Genomic DNA, 22,696 nt, shown 5'->3' with positions numbered 1-22,696 from the left:
CCTTTGGTTTTTTCCCAAAGAGCAACCCAACCTACAATTTTTTATTTTGATTTCGCGGCAATCGCTTCGGCGGCACGGACGATGTTATTCGCCATCCGTTCGGAAGCTGCATCAATCAAGCGACCATCCAGTGCCGCAGCGCCTTTGCCTTGCGCGGCGGCTTCCTGCAACGCTACCAGGATGCGCTTGGCTTTTTCGACTTCCGCAGCAGGTGGGGTGAATACTTCGTTAGCTAAAGCGATTTGCGAGGGATGAATCGCCCATTTGCCTTCGCAACCCAACGCGGCCGCGCGGCGGGCGCCGGCTTTGTAGCCTTCGGGGTCTTTGATGTCGCCGAATGGACCGTCGATAGGACGCAGTCCGTAGGCACGGCACGCCACCGTCATCCTGCTAATCGCCGCATGCCATTGGTCACCGGGATAATCGGGATTCAAACCACCGATATTCACGGTACGGGCCCGATTGCTGGCGGCATAATCGGCGACGCCGAAATGCAAGGCTTCCACGCGGCCGCCGATAGCACCTTGCTTGGCAATGTCTTCCACATTGGCCATGCCCAGAGCGGTTTCGATCAGGCATTCGATGCCGATTTTGTTTTTCAGGCCTTCCTGCATCTCCAACTGGGTCAACATCGCGTCAACCATGTAAACGTCGCCGTAGACACCGACTTTAGGAATCAGCAGCGTGTCGATTTTTGCGCCGGCTTGTTCGACCAGATCGACCACATCGCGCACCATGTACTGGGTATCCAGACCATTGATGCGGACTGACAGGGTGATGCCATTACCTTTCCAATCCAGATCGTTGATGGCCTGGATGACGTTTTTCCGCGCTTGCAGTTTATCGTCCGGCGCAACGGCGTCTTCCAGATCGAGAAACACAAAATCCACACCGCTTTTCAAGGCTTTTTCAAACATTTCCGGACTGGAACCCGGTACCGCCAATTCGCAACGTTGCACGCGTTGGGCATTGGCTTCGTAAAGAGTGTGACTCATGTATGTTTCCTACGGTTGGTTGGCCGGCTAAAAAACCGCGCCGTGCATGGATTAAAGAACGTGCCATTTTACTTTCAGGGCCTGCAATGTCAATTGCGCTTGTCAGCTTCGATGCAGGTTTACGCCGGTAAACGACTTGCCGAATCACGGCTTATGTGGCAACATCCCGCGATTTTCTAAGCTTCCAAAATTCCAAGGAGACACCAGATGGCAGGTCGCAATCACCTATTTGTTCCAGGGCCAACCAATACCCCACATGAAATACTGAGCGCGATGCATGTGCCGATGGAAGATCACCGTTCGCCGATTTTCCCTAAATTGCTGGCTCCAATTCTGGAAGACCTGAAAAAAGTTTTCCGCACCGAAACCGGCCAATGCTTCGTGTTTCCAGCCACCGGCACCGCCGGCTGGGAAGTGGCGATGACCAACTGCTTGAACCAGGGCGATAAAGTTTTGATTTACCGCTTTGGTCAATTCGGCCACTTGTGGGCGGAAGCGTCCAGAAAATTGGGCTTTGACGTGGAAATTCACCAAGTCGAATGGGGCAAAGGCATGCCATTGGACCATCTGGAAGCGCGCCTGAAAGAAGACAAAAACCACGAAATCAAAGCCATCCTTGCCACCCATAACGAGACTTCGACTGGCGTGACCAGTGACATTCCTGGGGTACGCAAAGCGCTGGATGCCGCCGGCCACCCAGCATTTTTGTTCGTAGATGGTGTCAGCTCGATCGGCAGTATCGATTTCCGTCAAGACGAATGGGGCGTAGACGCCAGTATCGCCGGCTCACAAAAAGGCTTCATGTTGCCGGCCGGCCTGGCGATTCTAGGCTTTAGCCAAAAAGCCCTGGCCGCGATTGATAACAGCAACTTCCCGCGTTCTTTCTTCTCACTGAAAGACATGGCGGCCTCCAATAAAGACGGCTACACCCCTTACACGCCATCCACGCCGATGCTGTACGGCTTGCGTAAAGCCTTGGAATTGTTGCTGGAAGAAGGCATGGAGAACGTTTACGCCCGCCATCACCGTCTGGGCGAAGGCGTACGCCGCGCGGTTGCGGCCTGGGGCTTGCAAACTTGCGCACAAGCAGGCTGGGATTCCGATACAGTCACCGCGATTGTGGTACCGGCCGACAAGGATGCCCGCCACGTCATCAGTACCGCTTACAACAAATACAACATTTCATTAGGCGCAGGCCTCAGCGAAGTGGCCGGCAAAGTGTTCCGCATCGGCCACGTTGGCGATATGAACGACGTGTCCTTATTGGGGGCGATTGCCGGCGTGGAAATGGCGATGCTGGATAACGGTTTTGCCATTAAACCGGGTAGCGGCGTCGCCGCAGCCATTGAGTATTACCGCTCGACAGCGAAATAACATCCGATAAGTTTGACGGGTGACCGGCTTAGCCGGCCACCCGTCATCCGATCCGCAAGTATCCCATCAGCCCTAGCCCTTATCACATCCCAAAACAGGCCGATATACCGCCTCCATGTACTTTAGAACACGAGATTAACAGCCGTGTTTTGTGCACTAAGCACCAAAAGTAACCGTCTTTTGCACCATTCCACCTCAAAAGCACCTGATTTTTTACACCGAAAATAATGAAAATTATCAGTAAATATTTAAAATATAAGACTTTTTAAATAAAGGCATTGCTATTGCTTAATATTTGTTTGAGTTATCTTCTGACTCCAAAGCCAAAGGAGAAAATCATGAGACACCGCCTATTACTGTTAGCAGCACTGATCGCTCCTGCCCATGCGGAACTTCATGAACACGAGCCAACTGAAATCTACGACCAAGCATTGCTAAACAACGCCAGTCCGATTAGCCTGGCACCAAGTTCCTACTTTTTAGCACCAGGGCTATGCTGGCTACCCAGCAGCTTAACCGGCAACAATAACGCCGACCAGATCAACACTTGCGTTATCGAAGCCATTTACGCATCGGGATTAAATCGAGAAAATACCAGTGAAGCTCTCGATATTGGAGCGGTGAACTGGTCCGTGATGAACTATCCCGCCATCAGCAGCGGAGCTTGGTCGTTTATCCCCGACATTGGTTACCAGTTTCTACTGGAAAAAACCGCAGACGCCCAAACCAGCCGGCAATCCGTTACGGCGGTTAGTGAAAAATCCTTATCATCTATGCCCCTAGCCGCATTAACCTGGTTTGTTTTGGGTTGCATGTTGGGGACGTTAGCGATGCTGCGTCGACACCAAGAAAAGCTGACCATCGTCGCCGATTAATTTTTTGCCAGGTATTTGCGCTGCGAATTTCAATTCTTTATAGTCCCACCTGCCGGCGCTTTGCTCAGTGCCGGCATTTTCAGGGGCTAGTCCACTATCTCCCGATCATTAGACGACGAAGCGTTGGGAGATGCAAAAATGGCAAAAACCTTATATCAACTATTAAACATAGCCGAGTCCGCCAACGACCAACAAATCCATCGGGCGTTCAAGGATATTGAACGGACTTGGGCAAAACGCGAAGACAACTCCGCAATAGATACACTCAACCGAGCGAGAGAAGCATTTGTGATACTGTCCGACACGGACCGGCGCATGAGCTATGACCGAAAACTGGCGGCCAGCCGCTTGCAGCCTACTGAAATAAGCCCCCCCAACGCAACCGAACCCGGCCGGATAGGCCTATGGTCACAACGAGTGGCTATCGCCCTGCTGCTATTGTTTCCGATAGGATCTTGGATTTATCACAATAACCAGCAATCCCGGCAACAAGCCGAGCTGCAGCAGATCCAAAATGCTAAATTAATTGCCGCCACCGACGCGCTGAAAAGCCAGCAAGAACAGCTGTTACTCGACAATCAACAAATGAACGTCCAGCGCCAGGACGAACTGGAAGCTCGACGCATGGAAAACGAGCTACGACTCAGACAGCAGCAGCTCGACGACGCGAAAATACTGAGCCAACAGCAGTTGCAAAACCAAGCGCGCAGCCTGGATTTGATGGAAAAACACCTGAATACGGACACGCACGACCGAGAACAAAGTATCGCCGAACGCCAAGCCGAACTGCAATATAGAAAGCCGGCAATGGCGACGGCCTTGCAAGAGCAACAAGACCAACATTTGTCATTGCAGCGGCAAAGATCTTTGCAACAACATGATGAGAATATCGCCAGTATCAACAGCCTGCGCGCGGCACGCTTGAAAGCTTACGACCGTGATCATGGCAGCGGCGGCATAAGCACTTCCAACCCGGCCGTTGACCCCTAAATCCCTGATAACTTGTTTAAACCTAAAAGCGCAAAAGTTTTACGATAGGAAATCCGATGAACAAACCCAAAGTCCTGATTAGCCGCCGCTGGCCGGCAAGTGTTGAAGCTAAACTGCAAGCGCTTTACGACGTCACGCTGAATACCGACGACCACCCTCTCAGTGCCGACGAATTTAGAGCGGCCTTACAAAATTACGATGCAGTGTGTCCCAGCGTTTGCGACTCCCTGCCAGCCGAAGTACTGAATGTCGCGAACAAGCGCTGCAAAATTCTGGGTAATTTTGGCGTGGGTTATAATCATATCGATATTGCCGCCGCCAAACAGCAAGGCCTGATTGTTACCAATACCCCTGGGGTATTGACGCAAAGCACCGCCGACATAGCGATGACCTTGTTATTAATGTCTGCGCGGCGCGGCGCCGAGGGCGATAGACTGGTCAGAGCCGGCGCATGGACCGGCTGGTGCCCAACCCATATGATGAGTAGCGATGTCACCGGCGCCACGCTGGGACTAATCGGCTTCGGCCGTATCGCCCAGGCCATGGCGCGAAAAGCTCATCATGGCTTTGGTATGAAAATTCTGTATCTCAAACCCAGTCCGGCCGACCCTGCCATTGTCGACGAGCTAGAGGCGGAGCGTTGCGATACGCTGGAAGAACTATTACCGCGTTGCGATTATGTATCTCTGCATTGTCCGGGCGGCAACGAAACCCGGCATTTAATCAACGAGAATACCTTGAATTTAATGAAGCCCACCGCGCATTTAGTCAATACTGCGCGTGGCGACGTGGTGGACAGCAAAGCTTTGATCAAAGCCTTGCAAGAAAAGCGCATTGCCGGCGCCGGCCTGGATGTTTACGAAGGCGAACCTAACATAAACCCCGGTTTTCTGACGCTGGACAACGCCGCACTCCTCCCCCATCTGGGCAGCGCGACGATTGCCACCCGCACCGCGATGGGGGAAAAAGTGTTGGCAAATTTACAGGCTTATTTTTCAGGCGCTGAACTGCCGGATAGAGTGGTTTAAGGCTAAACCGCAACCCTGTTGACTATACAAAAAAGAGTTCTAAGCAAACTTGACGGGTATTTTTTTGCGTTTTTTAGCGCCCAGTATACCCATCAAACCTGCTAAGAATGACCAGACAGCGGCAGGGAGCGGCACCGCCGCTGGCTGCAAATTCCCGTTTATTGTCACATCCGTAAAAAAGCTTCTGCTCGCCCCCTGCGCCAGGTTAAAGGAATAAGTCACAAAACGTTTATCGCCAGCAATCGCCAAGGCAGGGTCATAAGACGTTACATTGAGCATGCCGTTATTGAAAAATGCATTACCTAATTGCGGTGAAAATGTATCCCAAAAATCAAGAATCACATCCGTATTCGCATCACCCTGTGTAAAGGCTTGGAGCGTGTAATTCACTGTCAGCGTTATTTGTTGATCCTGAGCACTTTCATTTAAAAAATCCAGCTGATACCAACCGACATGCTGCGAAGTAAAGCTCCCAGCTGACGCGTAGCCATTGACCGCAAACGTATGCGCGACTCCAAAACCAAGCGAGGGCAGCGCCACGGCGTTAGCAGCAGCCGGTAAAATCGCACCGACACTCTCTGGGGCTGTAAAAATATAGGAATATGACGCATCCGCGGGTGCATAGGCGCTCGTCGCCGTCACACCGTTCCCTATTCCACTGACATCAAACGAAATAGTCGCTTGACTATCGAACGAACTGCTCGCTTGCGCGTTTTGGCCAAGCGTTAGTAAAACCAAAACCATCAAACTGCTGAAAAGTCTTTGTTTGTTACTCAAGTTTTTCATTTCTTATTCCTAGTGCAACTGAATAATCCGCATCCAAGCCGGGGATATGCCGGCTTGGATCGCATAATTAAATTAAGGGGCCTGCAAATAGCTCTCAAACGGTAACAACGGAGCGTGCGAACCGTTTGCCCCTACCGGCGGAATCACCAGAAATTCTTCGGTAGCCAATTCAGCGCTCAGCGGATTACCGGCCGTCACCGAAATATGGTCGCCAGTATGCCCGTTGGGCACTTTGATTTCCGGATGGTCGAAAGGCGCTTTTTCATAACGCACCCGCTCATCGGTAAAACTTTTTAACAGCGCCAGCAAGTCGGCACGTTGCTCGGGCGCATTTGCCAAGGCGATATTCGAAACCAAGGTATGTCTATCCGGATTGTCGTTGTTGCCTTTTCTAGAATAAAACTCAAGAACCTGCTCCAACGTTGACATGCTGCCGTTATGCATATACGGGCCAGTCAGCTCGATATTCCGTAAACCCGGTATTTTAAAGGTAGCTTTCTTGGCGACCCCCAGTTTTAACGGCGCCGACGTTAGCGATGCATTGGCTGCGGCAATGGTCGGTATATTCCCCTTTAACGCAAAATCGTTGATGCAATCCTGATTTTTCAGCACGCCTTCCCTAGCGCCATCCGCTTGAATGCCATTGGGGATCGTGAATGTGACAAGGTTGGTCGTCGTAACATTTTTGGCAATCTCGACCAGAAAATCGCAGCTGCGCACGCTTTTTACGACTTTGTCTTTGACGTTTGAGTAATTTCCCAGCAAGTACTGAACATATTGATCTGAATATGACAAGGGGTTACCAAAATCGTCTAAAGCACCCAGACCGGGATCAGCCGCCGGATCCGCCACGCCGGTGTTGGCAAATCCAAGATCCATGAGTTTGATGCCGCCGACAGTAGTATTACGAGTTACCACGCTGACGTGCGGACTGATCCCGGCTGCGTAAGCACCGGCATCCGGTCCCAGACCGTCCGGCCCATACGGTATTGAAAGATCGCTACCATAGAAGGCATTAAGCGTTCCGTCGACCAGCGTACTATTCAACGTAATCGCCGCGGTAGTCAAAGCCGGGCCTGAGTGGCACAAATTACAGTGATTGTTGGTGAATGTTGCCAAGCCGTTGTTTAAAGAATCGATCTCCGCCTGCGTTTTACCCATGCCCTCCCAGGTCGGCAAGTGCGTAATCGGATCGCGGGGGGTCAAATCAATCGGTGCCTGATCGGAAACCAGGGTGCCTTGATACAGCTGTAAAGCGATACCAAAGAACATCGAAAAATTGGCTTCCATTTGATTGTAAGGCTCTTGCCCCGCCGGCGCACCGAACGGGCCCGTCGAACTGAATGACCAGAATTTCGGGTTGAAAGCCCCCATAATCATGTTTTTATAAGTTGTATTCAAACCGGGCTTGAGACTGCCCGGCGTGCTTAAACTGAGTGCGCCCAACACGCTATCTTGGTGATGCACTTTCTGGCCTTGTAGGGGCTGGCGCAATAGCAACTTTCTGCCTATGTTGGGCCATTTGCGAGCGACACATGACATCTCGACGTCACTTAATGCCGGCCCCATAGCCAAAGACGCGAGTGACGCATTTTCCAGCCTAAGCTTCTGTTTGGCGGCGCTTCTGGCACCGGTTTTCACCCAAACGCCCGCGTCGGGATCGCGGTCGCCCCAGGGACTAACGCCGTTATAGGTGTTATTGGCCCGCCCATCCCAAAAATTTCGGTGATTGAAAATAGCGTTTACCACTGTCGGGGCGTTTCTGGGCTCCACCCTACGGGTTCCGGTACCATCGACATGAAATATCGGGTCGGCGGAGCGGGCGCATTGATCTTGCTCGCCGGTAAATTTCGATACGCCTGTAAAATTACCGCTGAATGTGCCGGATGACGAAACGACATCATCGGTTGCAAAAGACACGCCGCTTGCCTTATTTAAAGGGTCATTAAAACGAAAGGTTGGAAAATCCGTGGTTTTAAGCGTGTAGTTGGGACCACCGCTATCGATACTCGAAGGCAAACGTTCAAAAGTTTCAGCAGTCGCCGTAGTACCTTTAAGCCCAGGGTTCATTTGGTTTTTCACCCGGTTATCGGCACCGGCATGAAAATGGCAGGATCCGCATGCCATGCCATCGCTGCCGACATTGACATCCCAAAACAAGGCCTTACCCAAAGCAATCGCCTTTTGTTTGTCTACGACGATAGGGTCGCGACCATCCGTAGGTAAAAAATTTACCGGTAACTCGCCCAACGTCCCTAAAACCTTGGGTATCGGCACGTTCTGCAACGGCATCGGCTGCGGCCCGTGCGCAAAAGCAATTGGCAACCAAAATAACCAGCCCGCGGTTGTCCAGCCCAATTTATTCGTAACTCGCATAATTACCTCGTCTAAATGCAAACTTTTTTGAATTTGAAGTGAATAAGCAAAAATAAAACCATTTACACAATTACTATTCAAAACATGTGGTTATATTGATCTCAACTCTTCCAACAGCGCTTCTGAAGTGGACAATGCGTCATTTGACACAATTTGTTCGAAACATCCAGGCAAATACCGAATCAAGAATCGAGCAGACGGCGGATAGAGCCGGCAAGCGCAAAACGATGCCACTAACTCCTGAAATCTGATCAAAAAAAAGGGGTGGCGTTACCGCCACCCCGTCAAACGCAGAGCAATAGATCGTTGATTAACCCTGCCCTTAAATACTACTTGCCTTAATGCCCTTGCCTGTTGAAGTACACACTAGCCTGGGCCTCGACTAGCCCGGCCCTAACGAAATACCAGTGGTAAATAGGGCCGGGTTAATAGCAGGCTTAGGCTGCCAATGAATTCTTCTTTCTTCCAAAAGACAGCAGACCCAGCAAACCGCTACCAAACATCCAGACAGCAGCAGGCACAGGTACCGCAGCCGCAGTCTGTTGAATCACGACATTGTCCAAACGCATTTTGTACGGCAGTCCAGCTGTCACGAACGAATCGGGCTCACCGATAAAATGGATCCAGAAAGCACTGATATTTTGGAATCCGCTATTTAACACCAAGGTACCGTCGAAATTATCCGTAGCGGTATTTGCGAGAGTCTGATAAGCGACCCGAGTTGCGTAATTGGTACCGTCTCCGCTAGACAAAGCGGCGTTATCCGGTTGACTGAAACCCAAAATCTCCCACGAACCTGAACGTCTGTTGCCGTTCGAAATACCCCAAGGTGAATGAAAATCCATTTGCGTCAATGAAAACGAACTGCCATCAACAGCTCGCATGTAGATACCTGAAGAGTCGTTGTGATATGCCACTTCATACAACGGAGTGACGCCATCCGGCGCAATATCGTTCAACTCCTGGTGCAGGTGATTAGTCGGATTCGCATCGCTAACCACACCCAACACAAAACCGGACTCCGCATAACAGTCAGCACAAACACCTGTTGCCGAGGTATTGGCATGACCGCCATAGGCCGCTTGATTCAAACCATCGAAGTTAATGGTGGTGGTAGTAGTTGCCGCGGAAGCAGCGCCTGAAACCGACGCCATACCGGCAAGCAGTAACGCACTGATTGTTGTTAATTGATTCACTATCAAATCTCCTTTCTTGGGTTAATTTTAAAATTTGAAATTTGCTCTAACATCATCCTTTGACTTAAAAATTTCAAAGAATTACTGAACGATTGACAACGCAATCGCCATTTCCTAACAATCCCCGTAAAAACTCCAAAGCAAAACCCAGACCACATTCCTTAACCCTTTAATAATCATAACGAAAAACGTCGAATACCTCCGCAAAAACAACTCAGTAAGGATGCTAATAAAATGAACTATGTTAAATAACTCATGCATAGTGCTTGATATGCCCCGCACCACCCCTGCCAAGAATCAGCCCGTGAGCCTGAACACCACCCAAATCTCAATGGCTTCTCGCTAAACCCAAGCACAACCCGCTTATCTGCCCACCAAATCTTAAATAGGTACGGTTCCTGCTTAGAGGAATCAATTCCTATCCCCTTTGCAACTTATGAATAAAGCGCTTTTTTTCTTCCCGTTATTATTGCTTGGTAGTTTTTCCACAACCGCAGCTGAACTGGGCCAACCCGCTCCGGCATGTCCGGCCGTATTCTCAGAGACCAAACTATCAGTCGATCCAAGCAACTTCAAAGGCAAGGTGGTTTTACTGGATTTTTGGGCGACTTGGTGCCCTCCCTGCATCAAATCCATGCCTTTTTTCAATGGTCTATACGAGGAACTGGGCAAGGACGGCTTTGAGGTCGTAGCGATTAATCTCGATGAAGACCGCGACACCGTGAGCCAATTTTTAAGCGAGCATCAAGTGAATTACCCCATTGCCTTCGACCCGCAAGGCGAGTGCCCGAAAATATATGACGTTAAAGCCATGCCCTCTTCTTACCTGCTCGACAAATCCGGCATCGTTAGAAAAGTACATTTGGGCTTCCGCGATGGCGATCAGGCGCTACTCAGAGAGCAAATCAAATCTTTACTCAGCCAGTAAGGGCTTTTAGAACAACAATGGACCAGTTGAATAGACTTTTTAAGGCGCTATTGATGTGCGGCATTTGCGCACTTGCAGGATGCGCCGAAGTTTCGCCCTGGGAAAGGGGCAATCTAGCTAAAAGAGATATGGCGCTTAATCCTAAACCGAACTTAAGCCATTTCCGCGACCATATTTTCACTAGCAAGGAAGCGTCTCAAGGCGGGTTGAATGGCAGTGGTGGCGGCTGTGGCTGTAACTAGCGATAAGCACAAGGCGCTTGCCGCGCTGACTTCAGCCGCTCTGGCACTGCCAGGGCTCCAAGCCCACGGCGCCACACCCGCTGCGCAAGCGGAAGCCAATTTTCAATACGGCCACTATCAGGAAAGCGATAATCGCATGGCGGTTGACGTCTATCACGCCGACTTTACCGTGCCTTATAAGGACACGCTTGAGTTGTCGTTTAGCATAGACCGGGACACCTACAGCGGGGCAACGCCGGCATTTAGTATGCCGGCAGCCATGGCAAACCAGCTCAATTACGATGATGGCGTGTTAAGCCTGGTGGATATTGTCTCGGCCGCTTCGGCCGGAGTTAGCGCGGCAACACTCACCACCCCAGCCGGGCTAAACAATTTCCAAGCCTTTAAGGATGTTTACGATCCAGGACAGGCGCAAATTTTATCCACGATTAATGCACTTAAAGATCAGGCGGGGCTTTCGATAGCGCCATCGCCCAGCAACGGCACTTTAAACTTCGATGGTATGAGCCAAGCGGCTTACGGCGGTCATGCCAATATTGCCGCAACGGGCGTCTGCACGGATTGCTACGCAGAGTCCGGGTTTGTGACTGGCGTGGTCAGCGATGCCAATCCAACCAACCATCTGCATCAGGAACTGAATAATTTTGCCGCTGACGGCGTCACTCCACTCTATGAAGTGGCTTATCACAACGACTCTTCAGGAATTTATATTCGCGCTCAGGACGGACAGGCGTTCGATTTAAACTCCATGAGTTTTTCCGCACCTTGGGGGATAGCAAATGGCAATAGGAGAACAGGTGCTTGGGAAATTTTAGGCTTCAGCCAAGCGCAAAATGTCAATTTATCCAGTGGAGACGGCACCAACTATGCGACACGGGCAGCTTACAAAAGTGTTAACAATACCAGCGCGGACAGCTTTAACGGCATCATGGTGCTTGGGAACGACTTTAAAAACATTTACGCGGTCTGGATTCATTTTGTTGGCGAGCCTGATTCATTTGTAACCCCCGGACTGCCCTACAAAATGCGCCTCGATGACGTCAGTTATTCCCGGCTGACTGGGGCCGACGCCGCGACAATTGCCCAATACAATCAACAAGTCTCAGCGATTAATGCCATGCAGGCCAACTTGTTTCAACAGTTGGTGATCGATGCGTATAGAAATGTCCTGAATCGGATGATTCCGCCGATGTCCTCCATCGTCCAAAAATATCAACAACAACCGCTGGAAACCCGCACCATGCCGACTTTCAGCGGCAAATATTATTTTGACGACAACACCCTGGCGTTTTCCGGCGGCATGTCCGAAGAACCTGACTTTATTTCCAATTTCGGCTCAGTGACTTTAAGCCACGAATTTAACAACAAACTAAGTACCGTATCCGCCGGTTACAATGTTTCCAGCAATCAAATTACGCGAAGCACTGACGCCGCCCACGGCGCAGCCGACGAACACACGCATGGCGACAATGACAATTCCCCCAATTATCAAGCACTGAATGAGACCAGCGCATCCCATGGTTTTAATCTAGGTTTTTCGCAAATTTTAAGCAAAAACACACTGTTCCATTCGTCTGCCAGCTACACGCGGCAAAACGGCTATTTGAGCAACCCGTACAAATACGTGTACATCCGCGGCGAAGTGACGCCGGAAGAATACTATCAAATCTATCAAGGCTCTAATGGTGCGTCCATCGACTGGAACGCCATCACCAAACTGGAAATGGTCGGTACCGAGCTGTTTCGGGAAGTCAGACCGGACCTACGCAATCAATGGTCTATTTCCAACCGCATCAACCAATATATTCCCTCCCTGGATGCCTCGGTGCATTTTGATTACCGATTTTACGCGGACGACTGGGGGGTAAATTCGCACACCGCGGAGCTCAAATGGTATCAATCCTTACCGATGGGCATTACCGTCACGCCGAGCTTTCGTTATTACTCACAGTCGCAAGCCGAATTTTTTGCGCCGTATTTTTTGGCGCCGCGCGCTGATGGACATTATTCCAGCGATTTTCGCCTGGCGGATTTTGGCGCGTTGAGCGGCGGGATTACCTTCAGCAAACAATTCAATAAAGGTGTGACACTGGATGCCGGCTTTGAGTATTACACCCGGCAAAGCAGTTTGAAATTAGGTGGAGGTCTGGATAACAGTTACGCCGACTACAGCTATTACATGGTACACGGCGGATTGAACGTCAACCTGTCCGCGCTAAGCTCGCAAGCCGGCGAACATGCCCATCACCTGCATCATAACCACGGCGCACCACTACCCGCCGGCGTTATGTTCGGCCATATGATGAATACGCCCGGTGAGCTGATGGTCGGCTACCGGTACGCCTACACCAATCAAACCGGCGGCATGCAATTTGGCTCGAGCACGGTGGACGACGCATCTTTGTTGAACTCAGCCTGCGGCAACTACCAATGCGCCTCGCGTCCCAGTGAAATGAGCATGAATATGCACATGCTGGACATCATGTATGCACCCACCGATTGGCTGAATTTGATGTTGATGCCGCAAATCATGGACATGAAAATGTCGCTATCGAACATTCCCGGTTCCACCGCTAGTAATGAACATGGCAGCGGCCATAGTAGCGGCGGCCTGGGCGATACCATTATGACCGCCATGTTCAAGGCCTTCGACACGCCCAACCATCACCTTCATATAGGACTCGGCGTCAGCGCTCCCACCGGCAGTAACGAAATCACCGTCGATGGGCAAGACGCCCTGACCAGCCAAGTCCAGGATTACGGCATGCAGCTCGGCAGCGGCACTTGGGATTTCAGACCCAGCTTGACCTACACCGGTCAATTTGCAGACTGGTCTTGGGGCGCACAAATGAGTGGCATCAAACGCCTGCAAGATAGGAATCGTGTTGGTTATGCTCTGGGCGACGCATTCCAATCCACCGCTTGGGGTAGTTACAAAATATTAGATTGGCTTTCTACATCGGTTCGCGGCATTTATTCCGAACAAGGTGCGATCAAGGGTCAATTCAACCGCAGTCATTCGCTGAACTCGACAGTGGACCATCCCGGCAACTATGGCGGACGCTTTTGGGACGTCGGTTTGGGTTTAAACGCCACCCTGCCAGACGGCCCACTTGCCGGCCACAGTTTCAGCATCGAGTGGCTGCAACCGATTGCTACCGATTTCAATGGGCACCAACTGGAAAGGGAAGGCACCTTGAATGCGACGTGGACTTTCGGTTTTTGACCGTGCCGCCCGATTGGCCCCGTTTTACACCCTGGGTCAGATACCCCGATATTTCTTACATAAAATCATAACCGTTTGCTAGGCCGCTTGCTAAAACACCCTTCAGCGAGAACATGAATAGCGTTCCTGTTGAAATTAGGCCATTTCACGCAAAGTGCGGCATATCACACAACTCAAACAACAGAAGGCATTTATTTCCTTATATTTCATCATGTTATGAATGGCACGCTATGTGCTTTTAACGCTAAGTGTCTAACCCAGACACATTGCTTAGAAGACATAAATTGGTCGTCGTTGTTAATAAGCTTTTGCAACAGCTTCAGCGCCGCCATGCATGCTTCTAAATATACCTAAGGCCGGCACCCTCCCCCCCCCTTTCCAGTCGGCAAACATATTTTATTGCGAGGAATTACATGCTAAAAACCAAGTTATCTCAGGCCGTTGCTTTTGCTATGACCGGCATCGCCATCTCCGCTGTTTCCAGCTCAGACGCCGCCGCGGCCACTGTCTCTTATAACGCGTTCAACCATGACCGTTCCGCCCCCAAAGCATTGGTGTCTGGCGGCAATGGAACGGATGGCTGGATGAGAACCGGCACCAATGCGTGCGGTGCGGCCGGCAGCACCTGCGGCAATGGTCCAACTACCAGCAACAACCCAACAAAAGTCACCTCCGGGGGCGCAGGCAATGCGGCCGTGCCCTGGGTTGGTAACGATGCACGTACCGATGCGAACTTCAATTATTCAGGCACACAGACATTAAACTGGACGGCGGTCATCGGTGCCGGTGAAACTGCGGTAGTATCCAGACTGGATTCCAACACCCGTTACGGCGGCACAGTCCTTGCGGACGGCACGACGTTCAACTACGCCGACATTGATACTGCACAAGGCGCATGGCACGACGGCGCAGCCGAGGGCTGGAAACACGACACTGACATCGGCTTGTTTAAGTCCAACGTCACTCAGACAGTCACTCTTTCGATTTCCAGCCTGCTGGGTAACGGCTCCCTTAACGAAACGCCCGATTATGGCTTTACGGTGTTTGAAGGCAAAAATACCGGAACCACCAACTATTCTCACCACGGCACCTGGCATTCGATAGACCCAGCCAGCGCGCAAGCCGTAGGCAATAATGACAGCCAAATTACCGACCCCAATCCATTTGGCGGCAGTGGACTCACCGCTCTAATACTGGATGATGTTGTAGGAAATAGCGCTACATTCACCGCCGAGGCCGGCAAAATATACACCATCATGTTGGGCGGCTTTCAAGCAGGCGACTGGATAGAAACCCGCAACGACTACCAACTGACAATTGCGGCCGTTCCTGTGCCGGGTGCGGTATGGTTATTTGGCAGCGCTTTGACCGGTTTTATAGGCCTGCAACGTCGTAAACGCTCTCTGGCATAACACTAAAAGCCATTAGACGCTATCAACCTGTTCGGCCCATGCTCGGCCGAGCAGGTATCTGCGCAAAAATCATGACATAACAATAGTCGTCAGAATCATTTTTCCTTGGCTCTTACGCCTGAGTGACACACTCTCCCGCCCCTAAAGTAAAATATCAAAAACAAATGGGAGGTATTCACCGAACGCCATCTCACAACCCTTTTTTGAAGCTTGAATTAGCAAACCATAATCATCATGACCCCATTCATGCAACTCGGCCAAGCCGCCGTCCAACAGAAGAACTTCAGCGAAGCCGTGGCATGGTTTAGCAAGGCGGCCGAGGATAGCCCTAAAGATCCGCAAATCAAGGCTTGCCTGGGACAATCGCTGTGCTGGCTAGGGAAGCGCGAGGAAGGTTTGGCACACCTTCATCAGTCGGGGCAACTGCTTTTAAAAAAAGCCCGGAAAAGCCGCGACATCGGTTTGGCCCTGGATATGGTCGACCAATTGCAGTATTGGAATGACTTTCCCGGTGCGCTGGAGCTATGCAAACAAGCCGTGCAAATTAATCCGGGGCAATTGCGCGGCTATCAATTGCTGGCCTTGACCTACTCTCGTCTAAATCAGAAAAAACCCGCCCTCGCAGCCGGTAGACAGGCATTGAAATTGGCGCCGAACAGCGCAGTACTGTCGATTTTACTCGCCACTCTGGAAGCTGCCGATGGCCTGAACCAAGAAGCCAAACAACGTTTGGAAAAGGTATTGCAAAACGCCTTATTGACCACCGAAGAAAGGTTCCGAGCCAATAAAGAGCTGGCTCGGATTCTGGACAAACTTGGACAATATGATCAGGTTTTCCCGCATTTGCATGCAGCCGCCGAACAGGCGCCGCGCCTGCCGGAAGTAAAACGCCAAGACGCCAGCTTAGTTCCAAAAATGCTGGAAATACATAAGACGGAATTTGATAGCGAACTACTGGGACGCTGGACCCATACCGAGTTTCCAGCCGACCAACCTGCGCCGGTTTTTCTGTTGGGCTTTATGCGTACCGGCACTACCCTAACCCAGGAAGTGCTGGCCGCCCATCCGGAAATTTTTGTTGCGGACGAAACCGATCTGGTTATCTCGATGGCGAAGGAACTTAAGCGAATGTCGAATGGACAAGGTCACGTCGCCGAGCAACTACGCAAACTTGATTTAGCAGGCGTACAACACTTACGTGCGTTTTACTGGCACCGGGCCCGCGCCTTGTACGGCGATAAGATCGGCACCCGATTATTGCTGGATAAGACGACGATGAACACCATCGATCTAGGCTTGATCAACTGCATTTTTCCGGACGCCAAACTGGTATTTTTGCTGCGCGATCCGCGCGACGTTTGCTTGAGCTGCTTCATGCAAACCATGTTGCCGACGCCATCAACGGTGCAATTACTAAGCTGGGAAAGTACTGCCCGGTTTTATGCGCAAGTCATGGACTGGTGGCTGACTATCAGACCGAAATTAACGATGCGTTTTATCGAGTTCCGATACGAAGACGCGGTATTTGATTTCGAACCGGCATTCCGAAAGGTGTTTGATTTTATTGGTTTGGAGTGGGATCCGGCGGTCGCCGAATTCCATAAAAAAGCAGGCGGCAAGTACATCGCCAGCCCCAGTTTTAGCCAGGTCGCGCAACCTTTATATTCATCATCAGTTGGCCGTTGGCAGCATTATCGAGCGGAATACACCACCATCCTGCCTGAGCTGCAACCATTCATAAACGAGTTTGGCTACGAAAACTAGCTTAAATTAAGGGCTGGGAAACGGGATTCATGTCCCGAAACCCCGGCCTACTCAAAGCGATTAATTTTCCAGCCATTAATCGGGAACAGCCGATCCACGTCCACTGAAAACAGTTGCGCCGCAAGCCACTCAGTCCGACCGCAGAACTTCGAGCATCTGTAATTTAAGGTAAATAACCCATTTTCCGACACGCTAAATAGCCAAAACGCGCCTACCGGAGGAGTCCACACCCAAAAACCGGAGAAATCATGCTGGAATTTGCAATACAAAAAAATATTTCCTGTCAAAAGCCTCTAAAACATACTGTTTAGCGAAAGCTTAAAGTACTTATAGCGTCGGCAATCTAAATGACTGTGTCATATAACACAGATATAGGGCATATGACCCATTTATCCGAAAGCTAGAAGTTTGACATATCGAAAAAATCATCTAGCGACCCGCTCATGCTTGTTCACGGCTGATAAAACCAGAACTCAATAACTTCTTATCATTGATTTATATGGTTTTTTTCTATCGGCTTACTATAAAACACAATCAGGCATAGCTATTGCTTTTGCCTGGGGGATGCCGCGCTGGAACACAATTTAATTGGTTACCATGATCAGAAACATCCGGAACCGTGCTTTCTATCAAATCCCGTCGTTGTCCGCCGCATCAGCCTTATTTAGCTCAACCCAGGATTATAAGCATGAAAAAACAATTAAAAATTCCTTTGGCTTTTGTCGCCGCAATCGCCTTGGGCTACGCTCTCACCCCCAAACCGGAAGCCCCTTTCACCGGCCACGGCAATGTCGATGCGTTAAGTAAAGTCTACGAGCGCTGGAAAAGTGCGCACGAACAACAAGGAAACTTAGAGGTTTTGCGTGTCGGCTTGGGTTTTTCGCGAGCGCAATCCAGGCAATTTACCGCTGCCAATGGTGAAGCGGCATTGAATCTGGTGAATGGCCAATTAAGAGTGGCGGTCAGCGGCTTATCCAATCAAGAAGAATACGATGTTTGGCTGCTGGATAATCACAAATCCGGCAATAACCTAAACGACAAAGCGGTCAAAATTGGCCCATTGTCAGCCCATGAAAATAAACACTTACTGACAACCCAACTGGACCGCGACCGCTTCACCGGCTTTACGATGGATGCCGTCGCGATTGCCAAGGCCGGAGAGACACCGCAAACCGGCGGCCTGTTATTCGGCTCGCCAAGCTTACTGCAACGGCTATATTACACCGAGCGCTATTGGCCGGCGGCAACGGTAGGCTCCGTAACGACAGAAGAGAACGCCCGTCCCGCACAAGCGGCGTTCGAATTTTTATTACCCAAAACCGCGCAAGCGGCTGTGACTGCCTCGGCTGCCACCTCTCCAGAACAACTGACACAACTGATCGCCGCCGGGCAACAGCTGTTTACCGAACAAACCTTTAACGGCAACGGTCGTACCTGCGCCACCTGCCACAGGCCGGACAACAACCATACCATCGATCCCAGTTACATCGCCAAGCTGCCGAAAACCGATCCGCTGTTTGTAGCCGAAACCAATCCGGTATTAGCCGATCTGGAAAAACCTGCGCTGCTCAGACAGTTTGGCTTATTCGTGGCCAATGTCGATGGCTTCGATAGACCACCGGTACTGCGTAGCTCGTCGCATCTGCTGGGTATAGCCAACACCTTAACCTTTGAAAAAACCATCAACCCAGGCTACGGCAACGGCGAATTCACTCAGGATACGGATTATTTCAACGCTCACGACCCCGAAGCACAGCAATCCGGTACACATACGCATGCTATCGGTTGGTCGGGAGACGGCGCACCCGAGGGCGGATCGCTGCGAGATTTTGCCAAGGGGGCTATCAAACAGCATTTGCCCAAAACCCTGATTCGCGCTGAAAACATCGACTTTAGAATGCCTACCGAAGCCGAGCTGGATGCGTTGGAAGCTTATATGCTGTCCCTGGGCCGCAGCGAAGAAATCAATCTTGCCAATATGTATTTCAAGTCGCCGCTGGTGCAAAACGGCTTGTTATTGTTCAACACTAAAAACAATCCGAAACTTGCCGACGGTACGGTGTTATTCGGCACCACCGGCAACTGCAATGGCTGCCACTCCAACGCCGGCGGCATCAGCTCCACCACCAATGCCAATCCAACGCGCGACACTGGCGTAGAGCGTATGCGCGACCAGTTGCATCATTTGGCCGATCCAAATCTGGCCTACGATGGCGGTTTCGGACAAACACTACAAACCGATTGTGGTCCGAACTTTAACGAAATCTGTTACAGCGACGGCAGTGTCGCACCGGCCGGCACCACCACGCGCCCAGCAGGTCACCATGGTTTGAATCGCTTCAACACCCCATCACTCATCGAAGCTGCCGATACCGCACCGTTCTTCCACAATAACAGTGTGACGACACTGGAAGAGACTGTGGCGTTTTACAGTTCCGATGCCTTTAACAGTTCGCCGGGCGCATTCACCTCGAGTAAAGCCAACCGCCAAGGCAAACTGGATTCGTCGCAAGTGATTGCCGTCGCTTTATTCCTGCGCTCCATCAACGTACTGGAAAACATCCGCAGCTCTAATCTTTTGGACCAAAAAGCGATGGCGTTGAGCGGCGATCAAAGCGTCAAAACCTTGAAACTGGCGATTGCCGATACTCAGGACGCTATCGACGTGCTCAAGGAAGCTGTCATCAATCCCTATCCGGATGCGTTGGACAAATTGCAGCAAGCGCTTTATTACGAAACACAAGCAACGAATAAGTTTTATCCAAACCGCTCGACACTCATGCAAAACGCGATAAATCTGAAGAACCAGGCGCGAGCCATGATAGTCAGCGGCGGTTAGCTTCTGTTGCCGGGACTGACATGTCCCAGTCCCGGCATTTCGGCAAGCTATTCACCTAAGCTTTAAATAAAGTCTCCCCTGCGAACGCCGAAGCCTAGTTGAGGAACTGGATTCCAGTTTTTACGGGAATGGCGACACCAGGGAATTTAAAGACCGACTTAGCAAAACCCACTCGCCCGGCAACTGCTACGCCCGACGGGCCGGAGTGGTCTCCTATTCAATATGAACCAAAACAACGATGAATAAGCAGCTCAAAAAATTAGTTAGAAACAGCCTGACCGCACTTATCCCGTTATGCGCAGCCAGCAACGCTCACGCCGCAATACTTACTTTTAGCCTCGATTACAGCGGCTTAGCGTTCGGAAACGCTGCCACGGCGCAAGGCCTTATCAGCCTGGATGACCAATTCATTCCCAACCCGGGCTCGACTTTTCTTGATTTCAGCAACAATGATGTGATCAAGGCTTTCACATTGACCGTTTCCAACGCCACGGGAGGCTTAGGAAACGGCACATTTCAGATGATGGATTTCGATTTTGCCACCTGGGATAGCGCAGGCGAAACACTGGACTTTAGCCAACAATTGATGGGCCAGTGGACGCAAGGTGGCGGTTGGGGAACCAGCGCCAGATGGGACGGCGGCGCGGGTGAGTTTAACCTTTACGCCAAAGCCGGCTCCTCGGCACCAACCAGCTCCGGTTACTTTACCTTGGCGGCGAACAACGATTTTCTAAATGGCGATTTGTTGAGATTAGTGTCGTTCAAGCCCGTGTCCGGCTCTGTTCAGCCAGTTCCGCTGCCTGCACCAATTTGGTTATTCGGTAGCGCTGTCGGCGTGTTCTTGAGCAGAAAAGCAGTGAAGAAAGACCGTTGTTGATTTGCCTGTTAAACGTCGCTCCCGAGAAGGCGGGAGCCAATCGGCTACAATGATGCGCCAGGCAATTTAAAAGCTCCCGCCATCGCGAGAATTTAGAGGTATAAACTTGGAGATTTTCAACAGACATAAAAAAACCGGATGGAGCACGACTCCATCCGGTTTAAAAAGCCCAAAAATTTAAGCTTGAACGGCCGTTTTACGACGACCGGTATACAGGAAGCCCATCAAAGCGCTTGTCATAAACCATACCGATGCGGGGAGAGGTACGCTAGTGACAGGATTTTGATTAGCAGCGGCTTTCAGATCGAATCCAAACAGAAAGCTCAAGTTGCTGGTGACCACGCCTGGTTTTACAAAGGTCAACAAGAACGTATTAGGAGCACCCAATTCATAGTTACCGACTTCGCTAACCCAACCGCTTGCTGTCCACAGACCCAATTTAAACGGGCTAGCAGAGGCAAATGTGCCTACACCGTTAAAAGTGTAAACAGGTGCATCAATAGCCAGATCAGCGGTAGCAGAAAAGATACCGAAGGTGTCACTTGAAGTAAATGGGAATGAACTGGAACCGAAGGAGATAAAATTGCTATCGCCGTCAGTAGATTCCCAAATGATGCCTGCCGAACTTACAGTCGAAACTGCAAATAGGCAAACAGCAAGCCAAAGTTTTAAAGATAAAAGCGTTTTCATGGATATTCCCCATTTAAATTAACGTTAACAATTGGTCATCCTTTTGACCACCTTACTCCGTAGTTGAAATTGTTCCTCAATGCCAACTAAGAAGGGGGGTGGATATATACAAACACCCACCCAAACAGGTTAATGCAAATATAATGCCATAATTAAAAACGTTTTTTTTCAATAAGTTATATCCACAACAATCGCAAAGTGTAAATATTACCGACACGTTACGAGTGATTTTTGCCTTTTGCGTAAAAAAGTCACCAAATCGGTGCGTTACGCGTCTGGAACTGAGACAAGGTAATTTTTCGGACATAAAAAGTCGGATGAAGCTAAATTTGTTTCATCCGGCGCAACGACCGTCAAAGCATCTGTAGCAAATGCGGTCAGCGTCGGGCGCTTATTTCAACGCATTTCCACAGTCTAAATCGGCCACACGCGTGTAGCCCACGTTCTTGAAAATTGCGCCATGGCCCCCGACGAAGCGAATGAACAATTCATCCCGGAGTTTATTGCGCTGCCTTATTTCCGCTTTTACGCCTTGCTCGGCCAATTGATTTTTAAATAGCGTTGCGCGCTGCCGCTCATTGAACACGCCGAGCGATATTGCCCCTTTGATATCACCGTCGGTTACCGGCCAGATATCGTTAAATCCTTTGGCCTTTAACATCATTTTATTGATACGGGTTTGCTCGGCATCTTTTCCAGCCGGGTAATAAACCTGGAAGTCCGACGCAACAATGCTCGACTTGTTTACCGCTTTAAACGCAGTTAAACGCTCGGTATTGGCCCAGCGCCGCAACGCTTCCTGATCGCTGAACGGACCAGCCTCGTAGCAATGATGGATCTCGGCTTTCTGCCTTTCGGAAACAGTTGGCTTAGGAGTATGTGGGCTTGTTTTGAGGATCAAAGCAGCTTGGGACGGATTCAAGCGCTGCAAAATATTCTTCGCTTGCTTAGCTTGTATTTCAATGGCGGCGTTGTCCAGATAAGCAGAAATTTGTGCTCCACGCCTAGCCGATTGTCTTTCGCTGACCGTTAACAAGGCCGGAATATGGCTGACTGGCTCGACCGATGGCGTCAGCGCACCAAAATGTAGCTTCCAGA

General features: G+C 50.6%; 17 protein-coding genes. 11 read left to right on the top strand and 6 right to left on the bottom strand.

What is annotated here, in order from left to right; all coding sequences use genetic code 11:
- Positions 1–41 precede the first annotated feature (41 nt).
- On the bottom strand, positions 42–995 hold the full coding sequence (locus tag METH11B_RS0125265) for an HpcH/HpaI aldolase/citrate lyase family protein (RefSeq protein ID WP_020482090.1): 954 nt from the start codon (positions 993–995) through the stop codon (positions 42–44).
- A gap of 207 nt (positions 996–1,202) precedes the next feature.
- Here METH11B_RS0125265 and METH11B_RS0125260 point away from each other — a divergent pair, with 207 nt between their 5' ends.
- From METH11B_RS0125260 to METH11B_RS0125245, 4 genes are all read left to right on the top strand, one after another.
- Entirely contained in the window at positions 1,203–2,369 is a 1,167-nt protein-coding gene (locus METH11B_RS0125260; protein ID WP_026604426.1) for an aminotransferase class V-fold PLP-dependent enzyme, read from the top strand.
- A gap of 338 nt (positions 2,370–2,707) precedes the next feature.
- Positions 2,708–3,244, top strand: coding sequence for a hypothetical protein (locus tag METH11B_RS0125255; RefSeq protein ID WP_026604425.1), 537 nt, complete (start codon positions 2,708–2,710; stop codon positions 3,242–3,244).
- Positions 3,245–3,382: 138 nt separating this feature from the next.
- Complete coding sequence (locus METH11B_RS0125250; protein ID WP_026604424.1) at positions 3,383–4,234, top strand: hypothetical protein; 852 nt, start codon at positions 3,383–3,385, stop codon at positions 4,232–4,234.
- A gap of 56 nt (positions 4,235–4,290) precedes the next feature.
- Positions 4,291–5,262: a 2-hydroxyacid dehydrogenase gene (locus METH11B_RS0125245; RefSeq protein WP_026604423.1), complete on the top strand. Its 972-nt coding sequence runs from the start codon at positions 4,291–4,293 to the stop codon at positions 5,260–5,262.
- 39 nt (positions 5,263–5,301) lie between these two features.
- On the opposite strand, the gene METH11B_RS29640 is transcribed toward METH11B_RS0125245, so the two are convergent.
- From METH11B_RS29640 to METH11B_RS29900, 3 genes are all read right to left on the bottom strand, one after another.
- Positions 5,302–6,048: a VPLPA-CTERM sorting domain-containing protein gene (locus METH11B_RS29640; protein ID WP_026604422.1), complete on the bottom strand. Its 747-nt coding sequence runs from the start codon at positions 6,046–6,048 to the stop codon at positions 5,302–5,304.
- A 72-nt stretch (positions 6,049–6,120) separates the two neighbouring features.
- Positions 6,121–8,424: a cytochrome c peroxidase gene (locus tag METH11B_RS0125235; protein WP_036278347.1), complete on the bottom strand. Its 2,304-nt coding sequence runs from the start codon at positions 8,422–8,424 to the stop codon at positions 6,121–6,123.
- Positions 8,425–8,861: 437 nt separating this feature from the next.
- A complete protein-coding gene (locus METH11B_RS29900) occupies positions 8,862–9,620 on the bottom strand; it encodes a hypothetical protein (RefSeq protein WP_026604420.1) in 759 nt (252 codons plus the stop codon).
- Positions 9,621–10,056: 436 nt separating this feature from the next.
- On the opposite strand from METH11B_RS29900, the gene METH11B_RS0125225 reads away from it, so the two are divergent.
- From METH11B_RS0125225 to METH11B_RS0125200, 7 genes are all read left to right on the top strand, one after another.
- A complete protein-coding gene (locus METH11B_RS0125225; RefSeq protein WP_026604419.1) occupies positions 10,057–10,548 on the top strand; it encodes a TlpA family protein disulfide reductase in 492 nt (163 codons plus the stop codon).
- Positions 10,549–10,565: 17 nt separating this feature from the next.
- Positions 10,566–10,790: a DUF4266 domain-containing protein gene (locus METH11B_RS30060; RefSeq protein ID WP_081607889.1), complete on the top strand. Its 225-nt coding sequence runs from the start codon at positions 10,566–10,568 to the stop codon at positions 10,788–10,790.
- A complete protein-coding gene (locus tag METH11B_RS28150; RefSeq protein WP_026604418.1) occupies positions 10,759–14,016 on the top strand; it encodes a DUF3570 domain-containing protein in 3,258 nt (1,085 codons plus the stop codon). Before METH11B_RS30060 ends, METH11B_RS28150 begins: the two co-directional genes overlap by 32 nt.
- A gap of 413 nt (positions 14,017–14,429) precedes the next feature.
- Entirely contained in the window at positions 14,430–15,428 is a 999-nt protein-coding gene (locus METH11B_RS0125215; protein ID WP_020482100.1) for a hypothetical protein, read from the top strand.
- Positions 15,429–15,662: 234 nt separating this feature from the next.
- On the top strand, positions 15,663–17,192 hold the full coding sequence (locus METH11B_RS0125210; RefSeq protein WP_231499673.1) for a tetratricopeptide repeat-containing sulfotransferase family protein: 1,530 nt from the start codon (positions 15,663–15,665) through the stop codon (positions 17,190–17,192).
- A 688-nt stretch (positions 17,193–17,880) separates the two neighbouring features.
- Complete coding sequence (locus tag METH11B_RS0125205; RefSeq protein WP_026604416.1) at positions 17,881–20,031, top strand: hypothetical protein; 2,151 nt, start codon at positions 17,881–17,883, stop codon at positions 20,029–20,031.
- 238 nt (positions 20,032–20,269) lie between these two features.
- Positions 20,270–20,908, top strand: a complete 639-nt coding sequence (locus METH11B_RS0125200) for a hypothetical protein (RefSeq protein WP_026604415.1) — start codon at positions 20,270–20,272, stop codon at positions 20,906–20,908.
- 177 nt (positions 20,909–21,085) lie between these two features.
- On the opposite strand, the gene METH11B_RS0125195 is transcribed toward METH11B_RS0125200, so the two are convergent.
- Together METH11B_RS0125195 and METH11B_RS0125190 are read right to left on the bottom strand one after the other, a co-directional pair.
- The gene (locus METH11B_RS0125195) at positions 21,086–21,598 is read right to left on the bottom strand and encodes a hypothetical protein (RefSeq protein ID WP_020482104.1); all 513 of its coding nucleotides are present in this window, start codon (positions 21,596–21,598) and stop codon (positions 21,086–21,088) included.
- A gap of 391 nt (positions 21,599–21,989) precedes the next feature.
- Positions 21,990–22,634 (bottom strand): hypothetical protein, encoded by a 645-nt coding sequence (locus METH11B_RS0125190; protein ID WP_155931192.1) that lies wholly within the window; start codon positions 22,632–22,634, stop codon positions 21,990–21,992.
- Positions 22,635–22,696: the final 62 nt, after the last annotated feature.

The sequence above is a fragment of the Methylomonas sp. 11b genome (assembly GCF_000515215.1).
Lineage (GTDB): Bacteria > Pseudomonadota > Gammaproteobacteria > Methylococcales > Methylomonadaceae > Methylomonas.
The sequence above is the reverse complement of the archived record's forward strand: the minus strand, read 5'-3'. Positions and strand labels throughout refer to the sequence as shown.

Coding starts and splice junctions, on each gene's coding strand:
- METH11B_RS30060 (WP_081607889.1), top strand. CDS start 10,566: ATGGACCAGTTGAATAGACTTTTTAAGGCGCTATTGATGTGCGGCATT.
- METH11B_RS0125255 (WP_026604425.1), top strand. CDS start 2,708: ATGAGACACCGCCTATTACTGTTAGCAGCACTGATCGCTCCTGCCCAT.
- METH11B_RS0125245 (WP_026604423.1), top strand. CDS start 4,291: ATGAACAAACCCAAAGTCCTGATTAGCCGCCGCTGGCCGGCAAGTGTT.
- METH11B_RS29640 (WP_026604422.1), bottom strand. CDS start 6,048: ATGAAAAACTTGAGTAACAAACAAAGACTTTTCAGCAGTTTGATGGTT.
- METH11B_RS0125210 (WP_231499673.1), top strand. CDS start 15,663: ATGACCCCATTCATGCAACTCGGCCAAGCCGCCGTCCAACAGAAGAAC.
- METH11B_RS0125260 (WP_026604426.1), top strand. CDS start 1,203: ATGGCAGGTCGCAATCACCTATTTGTTCCAGGGCCAACCAATACCCCA.
- METH11B_RS0125265 (WP_020482090.1), bottom strand. CDS start 995: ATGAGTCACACTCTTTACGAAGCCAATGCCCAACGCGTGCAACGTTGC.
- METH11B_RS0125195 (WP_020482104.1), bottom strand. CDS start 21,598: ATGAAAACGCTTTTATCTTTAAAACTTTGGCTTGCTGTTTGCCTATTT.
- METH11B_RS0125200 (WP_026604415.1), top strand. CDS start 20,270: ATGAATAAGCAGCTCAAAAAATTAGTTAGAAACAGCCTGACCGCACTT.
- METH11B_RS0125250 (WP_026604424.1), top strand. CDS start 3,383: ATGGCAAAAACCTTATATCAACTATTAAACATAGCCGAGTCCGCCAAC.
- METH11B_RS0125205 (WP_026604416.1), top strand. CDS start 17,881: ATGAAAAAACAATTAAAAATTCCTTTGGCTTTTGTCGCCGCAATCGCC.
- METH11B_RS0125235 (WP_036278347.1), bottom strand. CDS start 8,424: ATGCGAGTTACGAATAAATTGGGCTGGACAACCGCGGGCTGGTTATTT.
- METH11B_RS0125215 (WP_020482100.1), top strand. CDS start 14,430: ATGCTAAAAACCAAGTTATCTCAGGCCGTTGCTTTTGCTATGACCGGC.
- METH11B_RS0125225 (WP_026604419.1), top strand. CDS start 10,057: ATGAATAAAGCGCTTTTTTTCTTCCCGTTATTATTGCTTGGTAGTTTT.
- METH11B_RS28150 (WP_026604418.1), top strand. CDS start 10,759: ATGGCAGTGGTGGCGGCTGTGGCTGTAACTAGCGATAAGCACAAGGCG.